Source organism: Burkholderia semiarida, from assembly GCF_029268935.1.
Classification (GTDB): Bacteria; Pseudomonadota; Gammaproteobacteria; order Burkholderiales; family Burkholderiaceae; genus Burkholderia; species Burkholderia semiarida.
On sequence record NZ_JAHLCL010000005.1, the window covers coordinates 398,426 to 418,067 of the forward strand.

Sequence of the window (19,642 nt, forward strand, 5' to 3'; positions counted from 1 at the left end):
TCAGTCTCGTTCGGTGGAGGGTTTGACGTTCTGCATCACGTAGAACTTCGCCACGCGTTCGCTGCTTTCCCACCCGATCGACGCGCCGCGCGGCACGAACAGCGCATCGCCGGCGCCGAGCGACAGCACGCTGCCGTCGGGCGCCGCGAACCGTACGCCGCCGTCCAGCAGGAACATGAACTCGTTCGCGCGATGCGGCCGCACGATCCGGTGATAGGGCGTCGAATCCCACGTGCCCGCGCAGTATTCGGCGCCGTCGTCGGTGAACACGTTGTCGCTGCGGCATTGCGGCGCGGGGCTCAGCAGCACCTCGGCCGGCAGCGTGGCGGACGGCTTGAAGTCCGCGTCGGCGCGCAACTCGAAGAGGCCGCGTTTCGTCGGTGTCTCGCACGCTGCCGCGCAGAACGTCAGCAGCACCGGCGATTGCGCGGCGATGCGCAGCGCCGTGCCGCCGCCGATGACGGCGCCTTGCCCCGGGCCGAGCACCAGCGGCGCGGCCCCGGCCGCTTCGAGCGTCAGCTCGCCCTGGACGACGACGAGGGTTTCGATGTGCGGAAAGCTCGACACGTCCAGCGCGCCGACGAAGCCGATGCGTCCCGCGGCCATCGCGTCGGGGCCTTCCCACGCGATCTCGCGATGCGACGCGAACGGATCGTTCGCGCCGAACGCCTGCCGGCGAAACGCGGTGGAAGAAGGTGCGCCGTCGGCACGGTGCAACACGAAAGCTGCGGTCATTTCTGCTCCTGTGCAATGCGTGGCGGTCTGGTTCAACGCCGTCACGCGATATCGGAAATCGTCGTTCGCCGGCTCTCCTGCCGGAAAATCCTCAGCGGGGCATGTCGTCCATGCCTGGGCTTACGCCGCGTGACACGACGCATCGCGGCGTTCGCTGCGCAGGCGCGCCGATGGCGTTCGCATCGGCGCGCCGCCCATTCGGGCGACCACGTAATCGCGCGGCGTGATCCCGAGCACGCGCCGGAAATGCCGGCACAGATGGCTCTGGTCGAAGAAGCCGACGTCGGTCGCGACGACCGACGGCGCGAGACCGGCGCGCAACAGGTCCTGCGCCCGGCGTACCCGCACGAGACACAGATACCGGTGCGGCGACAGCCCGGTTTCGCTGCGAAAGCGCGCGGTGAAACGCGATACGCTCAACCCGGCCACGGCCGCGAGCGTGTCCAGGTTCAGCGGCTGCGCGAACGACGCGTCGATCGTGCGCAGCACGTCGTCGATCGCCGGCGAGACCGGCCGGGCGACACGAGGCGAGCCAATGAATTGCACTGTCATATCGGATTCTCCGGGGCGCTCGCTTCAATGCAGGAAATCCTGCATCCGGTAATACGCGCCGACGAGCGGCAGGAACCACGCGTGCCCGAAATGGCCGGGTATCGCCGGCCATTCGAGCTCGCGCCACGGGTTCGAGGCGGCCGCGCCATACAGCACGTCGGCCATCACACGGCCCATGTGCACCGACATCTGCACGCCGTGGCCGCTGTAGCCCATCGAGTAATAAAGCCCGTCATGCTGGCCCGCGCGCGGCAGCCGGTCGGCGGTGATGTCGACGAGCCCGCCCCAGCAGTAGTCGAGCCGCACGCCGGCCAGCTCGGGGAAATAGCCGGCCATGCCGGCGCGCAGGATGTCGCCGCTCTTCGCATCGGAGCGCGGGCTCGACATCGCGAAACGCGCGCGGCCGCCGAACAGCAGCCGGTTGTCGGGCGTCACGCGGAAGTAGTTGCCGATCTGGCGCGACGTCACGTACGCGCGACGGTGCGGAAACAGCCGGTTCAACTGCGCGTCGGGCAGCGGCTCGGTCACGACGATGAAGCTGCCGACCGGCGCGATGCGCCGCCGGAACCACGCGAACGGCCCATGTTGCGACGCGCCGGTCGCGACCAGCACGCGGTCGGCGACGATCGTGCCGCGCGTGCACGTGATCGTGTGGCGCTCGCCGTCGAGCCGCTCGATCTGCGTGACGGCCGCGTGCTCGTACACGCGTGCGCCCGCCCGCACGGCCGCCTGCGCGAGGCCGACGCCGAACTTGCCCATGTGCATCTGCGCGCCGTTGCGCTGCAGGAGCCCGCCGTAGAAACCGTCGGACGCGATTTCATCGCGGATCCGCGACGGCTCGATCAGTTCGATGTCCGGATCGACGTCGCGCCGCAACGCATCGAACGTCTTCGCGAGCCCCGCGAAATGCTGCGGTTTCGCGGCGAGCTTCAGCTTGCCGGCGCGCCGGAAATCGCAGTCGATCGCCTGTTCGGTCACGATCGTCTCGACGCTCTTCACCGCGCTTTCGTACGCGAGATAAAACTGCTTCGCCTGCGCGGCGCCGATGCGCGCGGCCAGCGACGCGTAGTCCTGCGCGACGCCCGTATTGCACTGGCCGCCATTGCGGCCGGACGCTTCGCCGGCGACCTGCGCGGCTTCGAGCACGACCACCGAGACGCCGCGCTGCGCGAGCGCGAGCGCTGCCGACAAGCCGGTGAAACCGCCGCCGATCACGACGACGTCGGCCCGCCCCTCGACAGGGCCAACGCTTGCGTCGCGAAACGCGGGGCGGGTATCCAGCCAGTACGATTCCAGTTTCATCGGATCCTTCACGAGCATTCCGGCAACAACGATCGGCGACCGTTCAATGAGAATCATTTAATCACCGTCAAAAACCGCAGTTGCCGCGTATTCGCGCGCGGCACGCGCATAAATTGCCGTTTTGCACGACCGCCGCGGCAGACTATGCGGCGGGCCGTTCACCGCACCGCGCGATGAATGGTTGGCGCGCCACGCACTACAGCTGCACCGGCGTGACACCCGCGGGAATCGGCTCCGCCTGGAAGCGCGCGAGATCCTCCTCGCTGCGATGGCACAGCACCTGCGCGCCGTTGCCGAGCGTGCGCAGCGACGGCGCCGTCCGGTTGCACACGCCGTCCACGCGCATCGCGCAGCGCGACAGGAACGGACACAGCTCGGCCTCGTTCTCGCGCTCGCCGATCGACACCAGCGGCCGGTGGCAACGCTCGGCCGCATCGTCGAGCCAGCCCGCGCGCAGCTCCGGCGCGGACGACACCAGCAAGTGCGAATACGGGTGATAAGGCGGCGCGCACAGCGCGTCGCGGCTGCCCGTCTCCACGCGGTGGCCCGCATACAGCACGACGATGTCGTCGCTGATCGCGCGCACCTTCGCAATGTCGTGCGTGATGAACACGTACGACACGCCGAGCTTCGCCTGCAGGTCGCGCAACAAATCGATGATCGCGGCGCCGACGACGGTGTCGAGCGCCGACGTGACCTCGTCGCACAGGATCAGGTCGGGCTCGGCCGCGAGCGCGCGCGCGAGGTTCACGCGCTGCTTCTGTCCGCCCGACAGCTCGCCGGTACGCCGCGACGCGACCGCCGGCGGCAGCCGCACGAGTTCGAGCAGCTCCGCGACGCGCTGGCGTGCACGCGCGCCCTTGATCCCGTGATAGAACGCGAGCGGCCGCGCGAGCGTGCGCTCGACGGTATGCACCGGGTTGAGCGCGGTATCGGCGTTCTGGAACACGATCTGCACGCGGCGATGCTGCTCCTTCGTCCGTTTGCCGATATCGCGCGCAAGCGGCTCGCCGTCGAGCAGGATCTCGCCGCCGGTCGCCGGCACGAGGCCCGCGATCACCTTCGCGAGCGTCGTCTTGCCGGAACCCGATTCGCCGATCACGCCGACCGTCTGCCCGCGCCCGATGCGCAGGTCGACTTCATGCAGGATCACCTTCGCGGGCCAGCCGTTCGCGGCGCGGCCGCCGTAGCCGGCGATCGCGCCGCGCACGTCGAGCAGCGGCGCCGGCTCGGCCGGCGCTTGCGCCTGCGCGTCGCGTCCGGCATCGTTCGGCGTGACCGCCGCGATCAGGCTCTGCGTGTACGGGTGCGCCGGCGCATGCAGGATCTGTTCGGTCGCGCCCGCCTCGCGGATCACGCCATCGCTCAGCACGACGATCCTGTCGGCCATCTGCGCGACCACGGCCAGGTCGTGCGACACGTACACCGCACTCATCCCGTAGCGCCGGATCACGTTCTTGAACGCCTGCAGCACGTCGATCTGCGTGGTCACGTCGAGCGCGGTGGTCGGCTCGTCGAGGATCACCAGCTCCGGATCCGTGATCAGCGCCATCGCGGCCATCAGCCGCTGCAACTGCCCGCCCGATACCTGGTGCGGATAGCGCTTGCCGATCGTCTCCGGCTCCGGCAGCGCGAGCGCGCGAAACAGCTCGATCGCCTTCGCCTGCGCGTCGCGCTTCGTCATCGTCCCGTGGATCAGCGCGCTCTCGATCACCTGATCGAGAATCGTGCGCGACGGGTTGAACGCGGCGGCCGCGCTCTGCGCGATATACGCGACCTTGCGGCCGCGCAGCGCGGTCAGCGCCGGTCCGGAAAGCGTGCACACGTCGGTGCCGTCGAGCTTGACCGAGCCGCCGGCGATCCGGCATCCGGCGCGCGCGTGGCCCATCAGCGACAGCGCGATCGTTGTCTTGCCGGAGCCCGATTCGCCGATCAGCGCGAGCACCTCGCCGCGCCCGATGTCGAAGTCGACGCCGTGGACGATCGTCGTTTCCTCGCCACCCGGCCGGCCGCCGACCACGCGCAGCCCGCGCACCTCGACGAGCGGGTTCGATTCGTGTCGCATCAGTGTCCTCCGGCGGCACCGGCCGCGCCCTTGCGGCGGCCGCGATGCGGCAGGCCGTCGATCAACAGGTTGACGCCCACCGTCAGGATCGCGATCGCGACCGCGGGCATGATCGCGACGGCCGAGCCGTCGCCGAGGCTCGCGATGTTCTCGCGCACGAGCGAGCCGAGGTCCGCATACGGCGGCTGCACGCCGAGCCCGAGAAAGCTCAGGCCGCTCAGCAGCAGCACGACGAACGTGAAGCGCAGGCCGGTGTCCGCCAGCATCGGGTGGATCATGTTCGGCAGCATCTCCACGCACGCGATGTACAGCGCGCTTTCGCCGCGCGCCCTGGCCACCTGCACGAATTCGAGCGTGCTGATGTTGACGGCGAGCGCGCGCGCGATCCGGTACGAGCCCGGCATGTAGCTGACCGCGGCGGTAAGGATCAGCAGCGGCAGCGACGAGCCGAACGCGGCGACGAACATCAGCGCGAACATCTTCGACGGAATCGACGTGAGCGCGTCGAGCAGCCGGCTCATCGTCTCGTCGACCGCGCGGCCCGACACGGTCGCGAGCAGCCCGAGCGTCGTGCCGGTCACCGCGGCGAGCAGCACCGCGGCCAGCGCGAGCAGCACGGTCAGCCGCGTGCCGTACAGGATCCGGCTCAGCATGTCGCGGCCGAGGAAGTCGGAGCCGAACGGCAGCTTCGCGCTGAACGGCGCGAACACGTCGGGCGTGACGATCGCGCCGACGTCATGCGGCGCAATCAGCGGCGCGAACAGCGCGACGAACAGCATCAGGCCGGCCATCGACAGGCCGACGCGGCCGCCGGTCGTCAGGGCGATGCGCGCGGCGTGGCGCTTGCGCGGCTGGTCGGGGGCAGGCGCGGCAGGCGGCAGGCCGCCCCGCCCCAGGGGCGGATCGCCGGATGGCGGCAGCGCGCTGCTGCGTTGAACGGGTTCGATCGGTTGCATGGGCGGCATCTCGGAAGGAAGACGAAACACTCAGGTGCGCAGTCGCGGGTTCGACACGATCGAGCACAGGTCGGCGAACAGCACGAGCGTCAGGTAAGCGACGCAGAAGATCAGCGTGCACGCCTGGACCAACGGGAAATCGCGGTTGCTGACGGCGTCGACCATCAGGCTCGCGAGGCCCGGATAGTTGAAGATCGTCTCGACGACGATCACGCCGCCGAGCAGATACGACAGGCTCAGCGCGATCGCATTGGCGATCGGGCCGATCGCGTTCGGCAGCGCATGGCGCAGCACGACGCGCGCGGGGCTCGCGCCTTTCAACACGGCCATCTCGACATACGACGCGCTCAGTTGCTCGATCACCGCGGCGCGCGTCATCCGGGCCATCTGCGCGATCACGACCGCGCACAGCGTGAGCACCGGCATCGCATACGCACGCAGGAAATCGTGCAGGCTTTCGATCGGGCCGCTGTACGACAGCGCGGACAGCCAGTGCAGCTTCACCGCGAACACGAGCACGGCGACCGTCGCGATCAGGAATTCCGGCGTCGCGACGAGCGACAGCGTGCCGAGGCTGATCACGCGGTCGACCACCGATTCGCGCTTGACGGCCGCGAGGATGCCGAGCAGCAGCGCGATCGGCACCGACACGGCGGTCGTGATCGCCGCCAGCGTGAGCGACTTCGGCAGGCGCCCGCCGATCAGCTCCGACACCGGCATGTCGCCGGACAGCGACCGGCCGAAGTCGCCGTGCGCGAGCCCCGCGAGCCAGTGCGCGTAACGTACGTGCGCCGGCATGTCGAGACCGAACTGCTGGCGCAGCGCGGCGACCGTCTCCGGCGTCGCCGACTGGCCGAGCGCGGCCTGCGCGGCGTCGCCCGGCAGCAGGTTCGTGATCGTGAAGATGATCGCGGACACGATCAGCAGCGTCAGCGCGGTGACCGCGATGCGCCGGCCGATCAGCCCGATGAGGATTCGGTTCATGGTGCAGCACTCCCGAAAAAACCGCGCGTGGCCGGCGCGGTGGCCCGCACCGGCCGCGCGACGGCGGCCAGCCACAACGTCATGCGTTCCACCACACGTTCTCGGCGAACGTGAAGCCCATCATCGGCCCGGTAGGGATCGAGCCGAGGCCCGCGAGCCGCTTGTCGTAGCCGTCGAGGAAGCTGATGAACGCCGGAATGCCGACCCGGCCCTGCTGCGACACGATCACCTGCATGTCGCCGTACATCTGCTTGCGCTTCGCGTCGTCGGTTTCCGAGCGCGCGGCGAGCAGCAGCTGGTCGAACTTCGCGTTCTTCCAGCCCGACTCGTTCCACGGCGCATCCGACTTGAAGAATTGCGTGAACAGCACGTCGGCGCTCGAGCGCGGATTGATGTTGCCGAACGTGAGCGGGTGCTTCATCCAGTGGTTCGACCAGTAGCCGTCGGGCGACGCGCGGTTGACCTGCAGGTTCAGCCCGATCTTCTGGCCGACCTGCTGCAGCAGCACGGCCATTTCGATCGACCCGTTCGCGTCGGACGTCGCATAGATCGGCGGCAGCGTCGCGCCGAGCGCGCCCGCCTTCCGGAGCAGGAATTTCGCCTTGTCCGGATCGTGCGGCCGCTGTGGCAGCGACGCGTTGAAGTAGCGGTGCCCCGGCGGAATCGGCTGGTCGTTGCCGATCACCGAGTAGCCGCGAAACACCGCCGAGCGGATCTGCTCGCGATCGAACAGGTACTTCATCCCTTCGACGAAATCGGGGTTCGCGACGATCGGGTTGTCGCTGCGCATGATCAGGTCGGTGTAGAGGCCCGACTTGGTTTCCTTCAGCGCGTAGCCCGGCGTCGACGCGACCCGCTGCGTCGAGCGCGGATCGATCGCGTTGATCAGATGCACGTCGCCCGACAGCAGCGCGTTCAGGCGCGCGGCGCTGTCGCTGATGCCGATCATCTCGATCTCGTCGAGATACGGCTTGCCCGGCTTGAAGTAGCTATCGTTGCGCACGCCGACGGTCGACACGCCCGGCTTGAACGACTTCAGCTTGTACGGGCCGCAGCCGATACCGGTCGAGAAATCGGTCGTGCCGTCCTTGACGATCACGAGCTGCGGCGTCGCGAGGATCACCGGCAGATCGGCGTTCGCGCTCGCGAGCGTCAACGTGACTTCGTCGGGGCCGGTCGCCTTCGCATCCGCGAACTGTTCGGCAAGCGTCTTGACCTTCGACGCGGTGGCCGGATTCTTGTGGCGCATCAGCGAAAACACCACGTCGGCCGGGCCGACCGGCTTGCCGTCGTGGAACGTGACGCCCTTGCGCAGCTTGATGATCCAGGTCTTCGCGTCGGTCGTCTGCAGCGATTCGGCGAGATTCATTTGCGGCGTCAGGCTCTGGTCGAGCTGCGTGAGGCCGCTGTAGAACATGAAGAAGCGGGTGTAGTCCGCGCCCGTCGAGCCCTTGGCCGGGTCGAGCGTATCGGCCGTCGAGCCGGATTCGTTCGCGACCCGGATCTTGCCGCCGCGCTTCGGCGCGGGCGCGGCGAACGCCGGCTGCGCATCCACCAGCAGCCCGCCGCCGACGGCCATCATGCCGCTCGCCGCCATGACCTTCATCATGTCGCGGCGCGTGAAGCCGCCCTTGCCGTCATTGTCGATATCGTCGCTCATCCGAACTGCTCCTGACTGTGGGAAGTGGGTCCAAGGGTCCAGCGTGGTTGTTCAATCCCGCTACGTCCGCTTGCTGGTGGCGGGCGCGACGTCGTACACATGCAATTCATTTAAGCATCGCCAAAATGCGGTTTGTCGCGATTCGGGCCGCCCGCACGATACGAATCGACCGTTTTGGGCCACCCGCGCAGCATGAATTGCTGCGTGCGCGCACGTGTCGCCGTTGGCCCGGCGGCGTGTCGCGGCGGTTGCCGAACCCGTGTCGATGCAGGAAATCGTAAGGCCGTAGCCACCGCAGATTGCGCCGACAAAATTGCCCATTCGGCATCCGGCGCGCGTTTGGCTCACCCAAACCACGCGTTTGTGTCGAACGGGCGTGTGCGCGCCGAGCGCGGTCGAAATGCGCGGCACGTTGCGGCAGATCGCCGCATGCACGGGCGTCGGCGGTGGCGGTCGCGACGGTGCGTCGCGCAGGAAAGTTCAGAAGAATGCCGCGCGATCGGAACGGCGTGGCATGAAGACCGGAAAGTGACCGGGAGACGGCCGGAGCGCCCGGAAACCGGGCTGATGGAGCGCAAGATAAATCCAAGGGGATCGGTGCAAGAAATACGGGATTCCGTGAGCCGTTGGCTGGGTTCTGAGCTACACGGTCGGCCGGAATGGCCGCGAGGCCGTGCGGAGCGAACTGAAACTGATCGTGTACAGCCGGGCCGAGAGGTAGCGCCGGCCAGGCTGTTCCAGGCATTGCGGTACAGTAGCGCCTCCCTAGGAGTACGCGCTGAGAGAGCAGCGCCCTTGCTGGTTCAGGAGAAAAAAGAATGAGCGAAAATCGATACACGTACGGTACTTGGCACAATCTGCGTCCTGTCGACGTCTTCGCCCTGGTAGCGTTCGACGAGACGCGCAAGCAGCTCGGCCTCGACGATCTGGCCGCCGCGTCGGCAATGCTGCTCGGTCAGGGTGATGTCCCTGTCCCTGGCAAGGTGGCCGGAGCTACGCCGGGCACTTCCGTCACCTCGCTTGCCGCCCGCAAGCTGTTTCCCCAGACGCTGCCGTTTCGCTTGCCGATGATCACGGGTGTCGGGTTGTCGGGTATACGGATCTCGTTCACCCACCGCCTCGGTGCTTGGGTCGGCAGAACGATTCCCATCGTAGGCGAGGTGTTCCTGGCACGCGATGCCTACCTGATCATGCGCAACACCGTGACGACCTACAACCGACTTGTGAAGCCCGAAGACAGGGTACTCTGAGCCATGAACGACGATACCTGGGAACGTTTTGAAGCCTTTGCTCGCAAGGAGCTTGGCCGGCCGCTGTTCGGCAAGCTGAATCTCCAGCCGGAAACGCGGCTCGAGGAGGATCTCGGCGTGACTGGCCTTGACGGCGTCGAGTTTATCGACAACTGGGCCAAAACATTCAACGTCGACGCCGATGGATTCCCGTACCGGCGCTATTTCGGCCCCGAAGGTCAGGAACTGCTGTCGTCCCTCATCGGGCTGTTCGTAAAGCGGCTCCGGCCGCCGAAGCGTCACCCGTTGACCCTGGGCATGCTGGTCGAGGCAACGCGACGCGGGAAGTGGGACACGGACGCGATCGAGGCTGCTGCAGCGAAGTGATCGCATTTTGCGGCGTCGCGGCCGTCACCGGCGCGCTAACGCGCCGCGCGGGCTCACGCCGACGTGGCGAACAATGTACCGTCCTCAGGCGGCCGGCACACGATCGTCAGGCCGCCAGCCGGAATACCGATACGGCGGCCCGCAGGCGCGCGGCCTGCTCGTCCAGCGACGAGGCGGCGGCCGCCGCCTGCTCGACGAGCGCGGCGTTCTGCTGCGTGACTTCGTCCATTTGCGCGACCGCCAGCCCGATCTGTTCGATGCCGGTGCTTTGCTCGGCCGATGCCGCCGAAATCTCGCCCATGATGTCGGCCACCCGGTCGATCGAGCGGACGATCTCCGTCATGCGCTCACCGGCCGTCTCGACGAGCCGGCTGCCGCTGCCGGCCCGCTCGACCGACGCGTCGATCAATCCCTTGATGTCCTTCGCGGCCGCGGCGCTGCGTTGCGCGAGCGAGCGGACTTCCGATGCGACGACGGCGAACCCGCGCCCCTCCTCGCCGGCCCGCGCGGCTTCCACCGCGGCGTTGAGCGCGAGAATGTTGGTCTGGAATGCGATGCTTTCGATGACGACGGTAATGTCGGCGATCCGTACCGATCCGTCCGAAATCTGCCGCATCGTTTCGACGACCGCCTGCACGGCGGCGCCGCCGAGTTCGGTCGCATCCTTCGCCTGGGCCACGAGCGCATTCGCCTGGCGTGCGTTGTCGGCATTCTGTTTGACCGTGGACGTGATCTGCTCCATGCTCGCGGCCGTTTCCTGCAGCGACGCGGCCTGCTGCTCCGTGCGCTGCGACAGATCCAGGTTGCCTTGCGCGATCTCGCCGGTGCCGGTGGCGATCGAGTGGGTCGTGGTCTGGATTTCGGCGATGGTCTCGGTCAGCCGCGCCTTCATGTCGCCGAGCGCGACGAGCAGGCTGCCGGGCGCGGCGTGCGCCGTATCGAACTGCACGTCCAGCTCGCCGGCGGCGATGCGGGCGGCGATCTGCGTCGCATGCGCGGGCTCGCCGCCGAGCGTACGTCTGACGCTGCGCAGCACGCCCCATGCGATGGCCGCGAGCGCCGCGGCGATGACGAGCGCGACGGCGCCCAGCACCATCGCGAGCCGGGTAAACGCCGCATTGATGTCGTCGTAGAAAAATCCCGTGCCGATCCACCAGTTCCAGTCCGGAATCGCGACCACGCCCTGGAGTTTCGGCTCCAGGTCCGCATCGGGGCTGCGCTTGACCAGCACGTCGACGAGCGCGAAATGCGCCTGCGCCATGCCCGCGCGGTACGCCTCGCTGTCGGTCAGGCCGCTGGTCGTGCGGTTGCCTTTCGCGCGCGTGCCGATGAATTTCGCGTTCGGGTGCACGAGGTTGACGCCGTCGGACGTCGTGACCCAGAAGTAGCTCTTCGAATTCGCGTTGAGCGCCGACAATGCGGCCTTGGCCTGCTGCTGCGCCTGCTCCTGCGTGAGCGTGCCGTTCGTCTGCATCGCGCGATACGAATCGACCAGATGCTCGGCCTTGGTCAGCAGAATGACGACCTCTTCGCGGCGGCTGTCGATCAGCGCGTCGCGCAGCGTATGCAGCGACAACGCGGCGAGCAGAACGACGCCGAGCAGCGCCGCGACGACGAGCATCAGCAGTTTCGTGGACAACTTCATGCGGGGCCTCGCAATATTAACCGTTCGGTACATATATCGGCCCGGGCGGGCCGGCCTTGAACGATTCAATATCGGTAATTACCCTCGCTTCGTGCGCTGAACGAACGCGCGACGAGACGCGACGGGCCTCGGCGGCATCGCGGCCGCGTCCCGTCGCGCGTTCGATGGATCTGCCGGCGCCGGCGGCTTACAGCCCGAGCTGCGTCGCGAGATGGCCGATGTCCGACACTTCGTAATAGTTGTAGAACGGCGTGCCCGGCTCGTGGCCGCGGTTCACGAACGCCTTGTGCTTGATCCCGAGATCCTCGGCCGTCATCAGGTCGTAGCGCAGGCTCGACGACACGTGCAGCACGTCCTCCGGCTTGCAGCCGAGCTTGTCGAACATGTATTCGAAGCCCTGCATCCGCGGCTTGTACGATTGCGCCTGCTGCGCGGTGAACACGGCATGGAACGGTGCGCCGAGCTTGTCGACGTTGCTCATGATCTGCTCGTCCATCGCGTTCGACAGGATCACGAGCTTGTACTTCGACGCCAGCCGCGACAGCCCGGCCGGCACGTCCGGGTGCGGGCCCCACGTCGGCACCGCCAGATAGAAGCGCTCGGCCTCGGCTTCGTCGAACTTCACGCCGATCCGCGCGCAGGTGCGGCGGACCGCGTTGACGACGACGTCGCGGTACGGCTTCCACGCGCCGAGCACCTCGTCGAGCCGATAGGCGGCGAACGCGCGCACGAATGCCTCCATCGCGGCCGGCGTCAGCCGGTCCGCATAGATTTCGCGCGCCGTCTCGGCCATCCGGAAATGGGTCAGCGTGCCGTAGCAGTCGAAGGTGATGTACTTCGGTTCAAACTGGATCATGGTGACGTCCTGTCGGTGTGAAGCCCCGGCAGGGCCGGGGGCGGGCTGGGTTGTACGAAATTGAATCAGGGCAAAAAGTCGTTCGCGCGTCGTTCGGCGCCGCTCAAAACGCAGAATCGCCGCGTGTTGCGCGGCACATGCAGCACGATCTGCGGTGCGATCCGGCGGGCGCCGCGCAGCCGGCCGATGGGCGCCGCGCCACCGCGTCCGGCTCGCCTGCCGGTGAGGCCCTTCGGCAGGCGGCACTGCCGCCGTGTATTCATCGTAGCGGCATTCCCACAGCACGAATGGTCGGATCGACCGGCCGCGCCGGCACGATCCGCGCGTTCGTGCGCGCCGATCGCGCGGGTTTGCGTCGATCGTGCGCCAGCGCCCGTCGGCGCGGGAAAACAGGCGAATCGTCCTATCCGCGCCGCCACCGCGCTGGCAGAGTGAACGAGTCATTTCCACCCATCCGGAGTCCGGCGTGTCCGACCTCAATCCTTCCCGCACGCTTACCTATCGCCCGTTCGCCGAAACGGACCTGCCCGCCGCCCATCGTCTGTCGGAGGCCGTCAAGTGGCCGCACCGGCTCGATGACTGGCGCTTCGTGTTCCAGCTCGGCGGCGGCTTCGTCGCCGAAGACGAAACCGGCGTCGTCGGCACCGCGCTCGGCTGGCGCTTCGGCGAATCGCACGCGTCGCTCGGCATGGTCATCGTGTCCCCCGAGCGCCAGGGCCGCGGCATCGGGCGCGAGTTGATGACCCGCGTGGTCGACAGCCTCGGCACGCGAACCATCTTTCTGCATGCGACGCCGGCGGGCGAGCCGCTGTACGCGAAATTCGGATTCGACGTGATCGATACGATCGATCAGCACCAGGGCGCCGCGTTCCAGCCTCCGCTGATCTCGCTGCCGCCCGGCGAGCGCCTGCGCCCGCTCGGCACCAACGACGGGCCGCGCCTCGCCGCGCTCGCGTCGCGCGCCGCCGGCTACGAACGCGGCGCGGTGATCGATGCGCTGCTCGACGCCGCGAACGGGATCGCGCTCGACCGCGACGGCGAGCTGCTCGGCTTCGCGCTGTTCCGCCGGTTCGGCCGCGGCCACGTGATCGGCCCGGTGGTCGCACCCGATGCACTGCGCGCGCAAGCGCTGATCAGCCACTGGCTCGCGCTGAACGAGGGCATGTTCGTGCGGCTCGACGTGCCGGGCGACAGCGGGCTGTCCGACTGGCTGCAGGGGCTCGGGCTGCCGCGCGTCGACACCGTCGTCGCGATGGCGCGCGGCGCAACGCCCGCGCGTGACCCGGCGCTGCGCACGTACGCGATCGTGAACCAGGCGCTCGGTTGACAGGACGCACGATGAGCTTTCTCTACAAGGCCGACCCGGTGCGCGGCGCGCAGTGGGCGGCGCGCTTCGCGCAACAGGCGCCCGATCTGCCGTTCCGGATCTGGCCGGACCTCGGCGACGCCGAAGCCGTCCGCTATCTCGCCGCATGGCAGCCGCCGGACGATCCCGTCGCGTTGCTGCCGAACCTCGAAGTCGTGTTCTCGGTCGGCGCCGGCATCGACCAGTTCGACCTGTCGCGCGTGCCTTCGCACATCCCCGTCGTGCGGATGATCGAGCCGGGCATCGTCGAAGGGATGGTCGAATACGTGACGCAGGCCGTGCTGACGATCCATCGCGACCTGTTCGACTATGCGGCGCAGCAGCGCGACCAGGTGTGGCGCGAGCATCCCGTGCGCGCGGCCGCGTCGCGGCGCGTCGGCGTGCTCGGGCTCGGCACGCTCGGCCAGGCCGTGCTCGACACGCTGCGGCGCTTCGGTTTCCCGTGCGCCGGCTGGAGCCGCACCCCGCGCACGCTCGACGGCGTCGACTGCTACGCGGGCGACGCGGCGCTCGACGCGTTCCTCGCCCGCACCGACATCCTGATCTGCCTGCTGCCGCTGACCGACAGCACGCGCGGCCTGCTCGGCGCGCGCGTGTTCGATGCGCTGCCGGCCGGCGCGTCGCTCGTGCAAGTCGGGCGCGGCCCGCAACTGGATTCGGCGGCGCTGCTCGCGGCGCTCGCGAGCGGCCGCCTCGACAGCGCGATCCTCGACGTGACGGATCCCGAACCGCTGCCGGCCGGCCATCCGTTCTGGACGCACCCGCGCATTCGCATCACGCCGCACATCGCCAGCGCGACGCGGCCCGACACCGCGGTCGACGCGGTGCTCGCGAACCTCGCCCGCCATCGCGCGGGCCAGCCGATGATCGGCGTCGTCGATCGCACGCGCGGCTATTGACCCGACGCGCGCCCGGCCCGCCGGGCGCGCAGCAGAAAATGCCGAAGCGCCCCGTGCAAACGCCTCGCGCGTACGTTTCGGGCCGCAAATTGAAGACGCATGCGGATTTCTCGCCCGTTAGCATGAACTCACCGCTGACACCCGACGAGAGTCCTGCCCTCCATGAACCAAGCCGCGCTGATCGAAGCCGATCGTCAACACCTGATCCACCCCGTCGTCAATTACCGTGCGCACGAGGCGCGCGGCGTCACCGTGCTGGAATCCGCGGACGGCGTATTCCTGCGCGACGCCGCGGGCCACACGCTGCTCGACGCGTTCTCGGGCCTGTGGTGCGTGAACGTCGGCTACGGCCGCGACAGCATCGTGAAAGCCGCCACCGACCAACTGGCGAAGCTGCCCTACGCGACCGGTTATTTCCATTTCGGCTCGCAGCCGGCGATCGAGCTCGCCGAGCGGCTCGCCGCGCTGGCGCCGCCGTCGCTGAACCGCGTGTACTTCACGCTCGGCGGCTCGGACGCGGTCGATTCCGCGATCCGTTTCATCACGCACTATTTCAACGCGACCGGCCGCCCGTCGAAGAAGCAGATGATCGCGCTGGAACGCGGCTATCACGGCTCGTCGTCGATCGGCGCCGGGCTCACCGCGCTGCCCGCGTTCCACCGTCATTTCGACCTGCCGCGCGCGGACCAGCACCATATTCCGTCGCCCTACCCGTACCGCCATCCGCTCGGCGACGATCCGCAGGCGCTGATCGCCGCGTCGGTCGCCGCGCTCGAGGCGAAGGTCGCCGAACTCGGCGCGGACAACGTCGCCGCGTTCTTCTGCGAGCCGGTGCAAGGCTCCGGCGGCGTGATCGTGCCGCCAGTCGGCTGGCTGAAGGCGATGCGCGACGCGTGCCGGCGCCTCGGCATCCTGTTCGTCGCCGACGAGGTGATCACCGGCTTCGGCCGCACGGGCCCGCTGTTCGCATGCGAGGCCGAACAGGTCGATCCGGACCTGATGACCGTCGCGAAGGGACTGACCGCCGGCTATGCGCCGATGGGCGCGGTGCTGATGTCCGACGAAATCTACGAAGGGATCGCGGGCAATCGCGCCGATTCGCCGGTGGTCGGGCACGGCCATACGTATTCCGCGCATCCGGTGAGCGCGGCGATCGGCCTCGAGGTGCTGAAGCTCTATCACGAAGGCGGGCTGCTCGCGAACGGCCAGGCGATGGCGCCGCGCTTCGCGGCCGGGCTCGATGCGCTGCGCGCGCATCCGCTCGTGGGCGACGCACGCTCGGTCGGCTTGCTCGGCGCGCTCGAACTGGTGGCCGACAAGGCGCACAAGACGCGGTTCGACCCGGCGCTGAACGTGCCGGACAAGATCGCGGCCGCCGCGTACGCGAACGGCGTGGTGTTCCGCGCGTTCGGTGACGGCGTGCTCGGCTTCGCGCCGGCGCTGAGTTTCACCGCCGGCGAGTTCGACCTGCTGTTCGAACGCGTGCGCAAGACGCTCGACGATGTGCTGGCCGACGCGGGCGTGCAGCGTGCGCTCGACGCCGCGCACGCGCAGCCGGCCTGACCGGCCAAGGGAAAGCCGGGCTTGTGGCCGCCAACGTTCGACTCTAAAGTAACCGGACATTCCATTTTTCCGACTCACGTGAACATGACGGACAGCAAGCTGGATCGCATCGACCTGCGCATCCTCTCCCAGTTGCAGAAGCGCGGCCGCATGACCAACGTCGAACTGGCCGATGCGGTCGGGCTGTCGCCCAGTCCATGCCTGATCCGCGTGAAGCGGCTCGAGAAGGCCGGCTACATCGGCGGCTACGGCGCGCACATCCAGCTCGAGAAACTCGGTGACGTGCAGGTCGTGTTTACCGAAGTCACGCTGGCCGACCACCGGCGCGAGGATTTCGACCGGTTCGTCGCGGCGATCCGCAACGTCGACGAGATCGTCGAATGCCACCTCGCGAGCGGCGGCTACGACTATCTGCTGAAGTTCATCACGCGCAGCGTGAGCCATTACCAGACGATCGTCGAAGGCCTGCTCGAGCAGAACATCGGCATCGAGAAGTATTTCAGTTACGTGATCATCAAATCGCCGTTCGTCAAACGGCACTATCCGCTCGAATCGCTGTTCGGCGAACGTCACTGACGCACGGCCGCGTCACCCCGGAACGCGACAGCCCGCTGTTCGCGCAGGGGGCGTCGCGCCCCGCCGTGCCGCCTTCGTCACCGAACCGCCTCATCCAAGGACCTGCCATGCCGCTTACGCTGACCCGTACCGAACTCCTGCGCTCCGCCAACCTGATCGACGGCACGTGGCGCGACGCGCACGACGGCCGCCGCTTCGACGTCACCGATCCGGCGACGCTCGAGACCGTTGCCCACGCACCCGACAGCGGCGCCGCCGACGCACGCGCGGCGACCGATGCAGCGGCACGCGCGCTGCCCGCATGGCGCGCGACGCCCGCGCGCGAACGCGCCGCGATCCTGCGCGCCTGGCATGCGGCGATCGTCGCGCACACCGACGATCTCGCGAAGCTGATGTCGCGCGAACAAGGCAAGCCGCTTGCCGAAGCGCGCGGCGAAGTCGCGTACGGCGCGTCGTACGTGCTGTGGTTCGCCGAGGAAGCGACCCGCACGTATGGCGACCTGATCCCGCAGCAGCAGCGCGGCAAGCGGTTGAGCGCGGTGAAGGAGCCGATCGGCATCGTCGCCGCGATCACGCCGTGGAATTTCCCGCTCGCGATGATCGCGCGCAAGATCGCACCCGCGCTCGCGGCCGGCTGCACGGTGGTCGCGAAGCCGGCGGAGGACACGCCGCTGACCGCGCTCGCGCTCGCGTTTCTCGCGCAGGAAGCCGGCGTGCCGGCCGGCGTGCTGAACCTGATCACCGCGTCGCGCGAACGCGGCATCGACGCCGCGGCGGACTGGCTCGCCGACGGCCGCGTGCGCAAGATCACGTTCACCGGCTCGACGCCCGTCGGCAAGCTGCTCGCGCGCGAATCGGCGGCGACGTTGAAGAAGCTGTCGCTGGAGCTTGGCGGCAATGCGCCGTTCATCGTGTTCGACGACGCCGAGCTCGATGCCGCGGTGGACGGGCTGATGGCCGCCAAGTTCCGCAACGGCGGGCAGACCTGCGTATCGCCGAACCGCGTGTACGTGCAGGCCGGCGTCTACGATGCGTTCGCGCGGAAGCTCGCCGCGCGCGTGGCCGCGCTGAAGGTCGCGCCGGCGACCGATCCGGCCGCGCAGATCGGCCCGATGATCAACGCGCGCGCGGTCGACAAGATCGCCCGCCACGTCGGCGATGCCGTCGAACGCGGCGCGCGCGTGCTGACGGGCGGCAAGCGCCTGACCGAGCTTGGCGCGAACTTCTACGCGCCGACGGTGCTCGCCGACGCCACCGCCGACATGCAGCTCACCTGCGAGGAAACCTTCGGCCCGATCGCCGCGCTGTTCCGCTTCGATACCGAGGACGAAGCGGTCGACGCCGCGAACGACACGCCGTTCGGGCTCGCCGCGTATTTCTACACGCAGGACGTGCGGCGCATCGCGCGCGTGTCGGCACGGCTCGAAACGGGCATCGTCGGCATCAACGAAGGCGCGCTCGCGAGCGAGGCCGCGCCGTTCGGCGGCGTGAAGGAATCGGGCTATGGCCGCGAAGGCTCGCGCTATGGCCTCGACGATTATCTGTCGATCAAGTATCTGTGCCAGGGCGGGCTCGACTGAACCGGGGTCGCCGCGCGTTCCGCTCCCGTTGGCGTGTCCTTGCGGGTGTGGGTGCAACGAGGCGGCCGGTGCGAGCGCCATGCCGAATCATGCGTGCGCGACGCGTCACCCCGTCGTCCCCGGCGGAGTCGTACCCGCCGCCCCGGGTAAAAACGCATTGCCAACCGGAATTTGTGTGCGCATTGTCGGCGGACGCCTCGTCCACCGCCGCACTCGCCATGCATTCCGCTCCGCTGTCGTCCGCCGCAAGCCTTGCCGACACCGCGCCTGACGCGCTGCCGTTGATCCGGCGCTTCGCCAGCGAGGATGTCGATACCCACGCGGAATGCACGCACGGCTGGTCGATCCGGCTCGATCAGTTGTCGCCCGGGCCGTTCCGCGGCACGCTGCACGAAATCCGCTTCGACGGCATGCAATTGCTGCGCGAACGCGTGAACCGCGCGCTGCTCAAGCGCGGCAACCAATGCGCCGGCAGGACGTCGTTCAGCATCCCGCTGGAAACCGCTGGCGCCGGCTTCTGCGGCGGCGCGCCGCTGCGCGACAAGGCCCTGCTCGTCTCCGGCGGCACCGCGCTGCCGGAACTGCGCACGCCGGACCATCAGGACGTCGTGCTGTTGACGGTGCCCAACGACACGCTGCACCGACTGGCGTGGCTCGGCGATCGGGACGAAGACGGCGACCGCGTATCGTCGGGCGACACCCGCATCCTGCGGGTGCCCGCCGCGCGCCATCACGTGTTGACCTCGTTGCTGATGGCCGGCTTCGACGCGGCCGATACGCCGGAGCGCCCGCTCACGCGGCCGCACACAGGCAAGTCGCTGCGCGACGCCATTCTGGTCGAACTCGTGCACGCGATGGAGGCGGCCGGCCGCCCCGTCCGGCTCGAGCCGTCCGCGCGGCACCGCGTCGTCGATCGCGTACGCGAGCTCGTCGCGGCGCGGCCCGATGTTCCGTTGACCGTGCTGGACGTATGCCGCGAAGTCGGCGCGAGCCGGCGCAAATTGCAGTATTGCTTCGAGGAAATCCTCGGCACGCACCCCGCGTGGTACCTGCGCGTGCTGCGGCTGAACGCGGTGCGCCGCGAACTGCGCGAACATTCCCCGGCGAGCGCGTCGGTCAGCGATGTCGCGTGCCGCTGGGGCTTCTGGCACCTGAGCCGGTTCGCGTCGCACTACCGGGAACTGTTCGGCGAACTGCCGTCCGACACGCTCAAACGCCCACCGCGATAATTACCAAAAGCGGATAACGCCCCGGATTTTGACGTTCCTAGACTCCGTACACATTTCA

At 68.4% G+C, this 19,642-nt stretch carries 18 protein-coding genes; 8 read left to right on the forward strand and 10 right to left on the reverse strand.

Annotated features, from left to right (window positions below):
• The 7 genes from KPB06_RS08690 to KPB06_RS08720 form a co-directional block, all read right to left on the reverse strand.
• A complete protein-coding gene (locus KPB06_RS08690) occupies window positions 1–735 on the reverse strand; it encodes a cupin domain-containing protein (protein ID WP_275905346.1) in 735 nt (244 codons plus the stop codon).
• Window positions 736–855: 120 nt separating this feature from the next.
• Window positions 856–1,287 (reverse strand): helix-turn-helix domain-containing protein, encoded by a 432-nt coding sequence (locus tag KPB06_RS08695; protein ID WP_060310348.1) that lies wholly within the window; start codon window positions 1,285–1,287, stop codon window positions 856–858.
• 24 nt (window positions 1,288–1,311) lie between these two features.
• Window positions 1,312–2,589 (reverse strand): NAD(P)/FAD-dependent oxidoreductase, encoded by a 1,278-nt coding sequence (locus tag KPB06_RS08700; RefSeq protein ID WP_476695705.1) that lies wholly within the window; start codon window positions 2,587–2,589, stop codon window positions 1,312–1,314.
• Between the two features lie 196 nt (window positions 2,590–2,785).
• Window positions 2,786–4,654: an ABC transporter ATP-binding protein gene (locus KPB06_RS08705; protein WP_089466188.1), complete on the reverse strand. Its 1,869-nt coding sequence runs from the start codon at window positions 4,652–4,654 to the stop codon at window positions 2,786–2,788.
• On the reverse strand, window positions 4,654–5,610 hold the full coding sequence (locus KPB06_RS08710; RefSeq protein ID WP_275905344.1) for an ABC transporter permease: 957 nt from the start codon (window positions 5,608–5,610) through the stop codon (window positions 4,654–4,656). The genes KPB06_RS08705 and KPB06_RS08710 overlap by 1 nt, the downstream gene beginning before the upstream one ends.
• Before the next feature lie 30 nt (window positions 5,611–5,640).
• Window positions 5,641–6,594, reverse strand: coding sequence for an ABC transporter permease (locus KPB06_RS08715; RefSeq protein WP_059577929.1), 954 nt, complete (start codon window positions 6,592–6,594; stop codon window positions 5,641–5,643).
• 79 nt (window positions 6,595–6,673) lie between these two features.
• The gene (locus KPB06_RS08720; RefSeq protein WP_059577926.1) at window positions 6,674–8,254 is read right to left on the reverse strand and encodes an ABC transporter substrate-binding protein; all 1,581 of its coding nucleotides are present in this window, start codon (window positions 8,252–8,254) and stop codon (window positions 6,674–6,676) included.
• Between the two features lie 818 nt (window positions 8,255–9,072).
• Between KPB06_RS08720 and KPB06_RS08725 the strand changes: the two genes are divergently transcribed.
• Together KPB06_RS08725 and KPB06_RS08730 are read left to right on the forward strand one after the other, a co-directional pair.
• Window positions 9,073–9,504, forward strand: coding sequence for an STM2901 family protein (locus KPB06_RS08725; protein WP_059577923.1), 432 nt, complete (start codon window positions 9,073–9,075; stop codon window positions 9,502–9,504).
• Window positions 9,505–9,507: 3 nt separating this feature from the next.
• Window positions 9,508–9,870, forward strand: coding sequence for a DUF1493 family protein (locus KPB06_RS08730; protein WP_059577921.1), 363 nt, complete (start codon window positions 9,508–9,510; stop codon window positions 9,868–9,870).
• 106 nt (window positions 9,871–9,976) lie between these two features.
• Here the strand turns inward: KPB06_RS08730 and KPB06_RS08735 are convergent, their stop codons facing one another.
• The 3 genes from KPB06_RS08735 to KPB06_RS08745 all read right to left on the reverse strand — a co-directional run bounded on the left by KPB06_RS08735 (window position 9,977) and on the right by KPB06_RS08745 (window position 12,634).
• Window positions 9,977–11,515, reverse strand: a complete 1,539-nt coding sequence (locus KPB06_RS08735) for a methyl-accepting chemotaxis protein (protein WP_059577918.1) — start codon at window positions 11,513–11,515, stop codon at window positions 9,977–9,979.
• 187 nt (window positions 11,516–11,702) lie between these two features.
• Window positions 11,703–12,371, reverse strand: coding sequence for a haloacid dehalogenase type II (locus KPB06_RS08740; protein ID WP_059577915.1), 669 nt, complete (start codon window positions 12,369–12,371; stop codon window positions 11,703–11,705).
• Between the two features lie 65 nt (window positions 12,372–12,436).
• Complete coding sequence (locus KPB06_RS08745) at window positions 12,437–12,634, reverse strand: hypothetical protein (protein ID WP_059577913.1); 198 nt, start codon at window positions 12,632–12,634, stop codon at window positions 12,437–12,439.
• Window positions 12,635–12,837: 203 nt separating this feature from the next.
• Between KPB06_RS08745 and KPB06_RS08750 the strand changes: the two genes are divergently transcribed.
• The 6 genes from KPB06_RS08750 to KPB06_RS08775 all read left to right on the forward strand — a co-directional run bounded on the left by KPB06_RS08750 (window position 12,838) and on the right by KPB06_RS08775 (window position 19,584).
• Window positions 12,838–13,698 (forward strand): GNAT family N-acetyltransferase, encoded by an 861-nt coding sequence (locus KPB06_RS08750; RefSeq protein ID WP_059577911.1) that lies wholly within the window; start codon window positions 12,838–12,840, stop codon window positions 13,696–13,698.
• A gap of 11 nt (window positions 13,699–13,709) precedes the next feature.
• Entirely contained in the window at window positions 13,710–14,636 is a 927-nt protein-coding gene (locus tag KPB06_RS08755) for a 2-hydroxyacid dehydrogenase (protein WP_059577909.1), read from the forward strand.
• Between the two features lie 162 nt (window positions 14,637–14,798).
• On the forward strand, window positions 14,799–16,199 hold the full coding sequence (locus tag KPB06_RS08760; protein ID WP_275905343.1) for an aspartate aminotransferase family protein: 1,401 nt from the start codon (window positions 14,799–14,801) through the stop codon (window positions 16,197–16,199).
• Between the two features lie 84 nt (window positions 16,200–16,283).
• Window positions 16,284–16,775 carry an Lrp/AsnC family transcriptional regulator gene (locus KPB06_RS08765; RefSeq protein ID WP_006749694.1) on the forward strand — a complete coding sequence of 164 codons (492 nt, stop codon included), beginning with the start codon at window positions 16,284–16,286 and terminating at the stop codon, window positions 16,773–16,775.
• Between the two features lie 107 nt (window positions 16,776–16,882).
• Window positions 16,883–18,355 (forward strand): NAD-dependent succinate-semialdehyde dehydrogenase, encoded by a 1,473-nt coding sequence (locus KPB06_RS08770; protein ID WP_124860527.1) that lies wholly within the window; start codon window positions 16,883–16,885, stop codon window positions 18,353–18,355.
• Between the two features lie 218 nt (window positions 18,356–18,573).
• The gene (locus KPB06_RS08775) at window positions 18,574–19,584 is read left to right on the forward strand and encodes a helix-turn-helix domain-containing protein (protein WP_059577901.1); all 1,011 of its coding nucleotides are present in this window, start codon (window positions 18,574–18,576) and stop codon (window positions 19,582–19,584) included.
• Window positions 19,585–19,642: the final 58 nt, after the last annotated feature.

What these genes read in the sequence shown, in the direction of transcription:
- KPB06_RS08695 (WP_060310348.1), bottom strand. Translation starts at nt 1,287, where the DNA reads ATGACAGTGCAATTCATTGGCTCGCCTCGTGTCGCCCGGCCGGTCTCG.
- KPB06_RS08770 (WP_124860527.1), top strand. Translation starts at nt 16,883, where the DNA reads ATGCCGCTTACGCTGACCCGTACCGAACTCCTGCGCTCCGCCAACCTG.
- KPB06_RS08720 (WP_059577926.1), bottom strand. Translation starts at nt 8,254, where the DNA reads ATGAGCGACGATATCGACAATGACGGCAAGGGCGGCTTCACGCGCCGC.
- KPB06_RS08725 (WP_059577923.1), top strand. Translation starts at nt 9,073, where the DNA reads ATGAGCGAAAATCGATACACGTACGGTACTTGGCACAATCTGCGTCCT.
- KPB06_RS08740 (WP_059577915.1), bottom strand. Translation starts at nt 12,371, where the DNA reads ATGATCCAGTTTGAACCGAAGTACATCACCTTCGACTGCTACGGCACG.
- KPB06_RS08715 (WP_059577929.1), bottom strand. Translation starts at nt 6,594, where the DNA reads ATGAACCGAATCCTCATCGGGCTGATCGGCCGGCGCATCGCGGTCACC.
- KPB06_RS08735 (WP_059577918.1), bottom strand. Translation starts at nt 11,515, where the DNA reads ATGAAGTTGTCCACGAAACTGCTGATGCTCGTCGTCGCGGCGCTGCTC.
- KPB06_RS08755 (WP_059577909.1), top strand. Translation starts at nt 13,710, where the DNA reads ATGAGCTTTCTCTACAAGGCCGACCCGGTGCGCGGCGCGCAGTGGGCG.
- KPB06_RS08705 (WP_089466188.1), bottom strand. Translation starts at nt 4,654, where the DNA reads ATGCGACACGAATCGAACCCGCTCGTCGAGGTGCGCGGGCTGCGCGTG.
- KPB06_RS08730 (WP_059577921.1), top strand. Translation starts at nt 9,508, where the DNA reads ATGAACGACGATACCTGGGAACGTTTTGAAGCCTTTGCTCGCAAGGAG.
- KPB06_RS08775 (WP_059577901.1), top strand. Translation starts at nt 18,574, where the DNA reads ATGCATTCCGCTCCGCTGTCGTCCGCCGCAAGCCTTGCCGACACCGCG.
- KPB06_RS08760 (WP_275905343.1), top strand. Translation starts at nt 14,799, where the DNA reads ATGAACCAAGCCGCGCTGATCGAAGCCGATCGTCAACACCTGATCCAC.
- KPB06_RS08765 (WP_006749694.1), top strand. Translation starts at nt 16,284, where the DNA reads ATGACGGACAGCAAGCTGGATCGCATCGACCTGCGCATCCTCTCCCAG.
- KPB06_RS08690 (WP_275905346.1), bottom strand. Translation starts at nt 735, where the DNA reads ATGACCGCAGCTTTCGTGTTGCACCGTGCCGACGGCGCACCTTCTTCC.
- KPB06_RS08700 (WP_476695705.1), bottom strand. Translation starts at nt 2,589, where the DNA reads ATGAAACTGGAATCGTACTGGCTGGATACCCGCCCCGCGTTTCGCGAC.
- KPB06_RS08745 (WP_059577913.1), bottom strand. Translation starts at nt 12,634, where the DNA reads ATGAATACACGGCGGCAGTGCCGCCTGCCGAAGGGCCTCACCGGCAGG.
- KPB06_RS08710 (WP_275905344.1), bottom strand. Translation starts at nt 5,610, where the DNA reads ATGCAACCGATCGAACCCGTTCAACGCAGCAGCGCGCTGCCGCCATCC.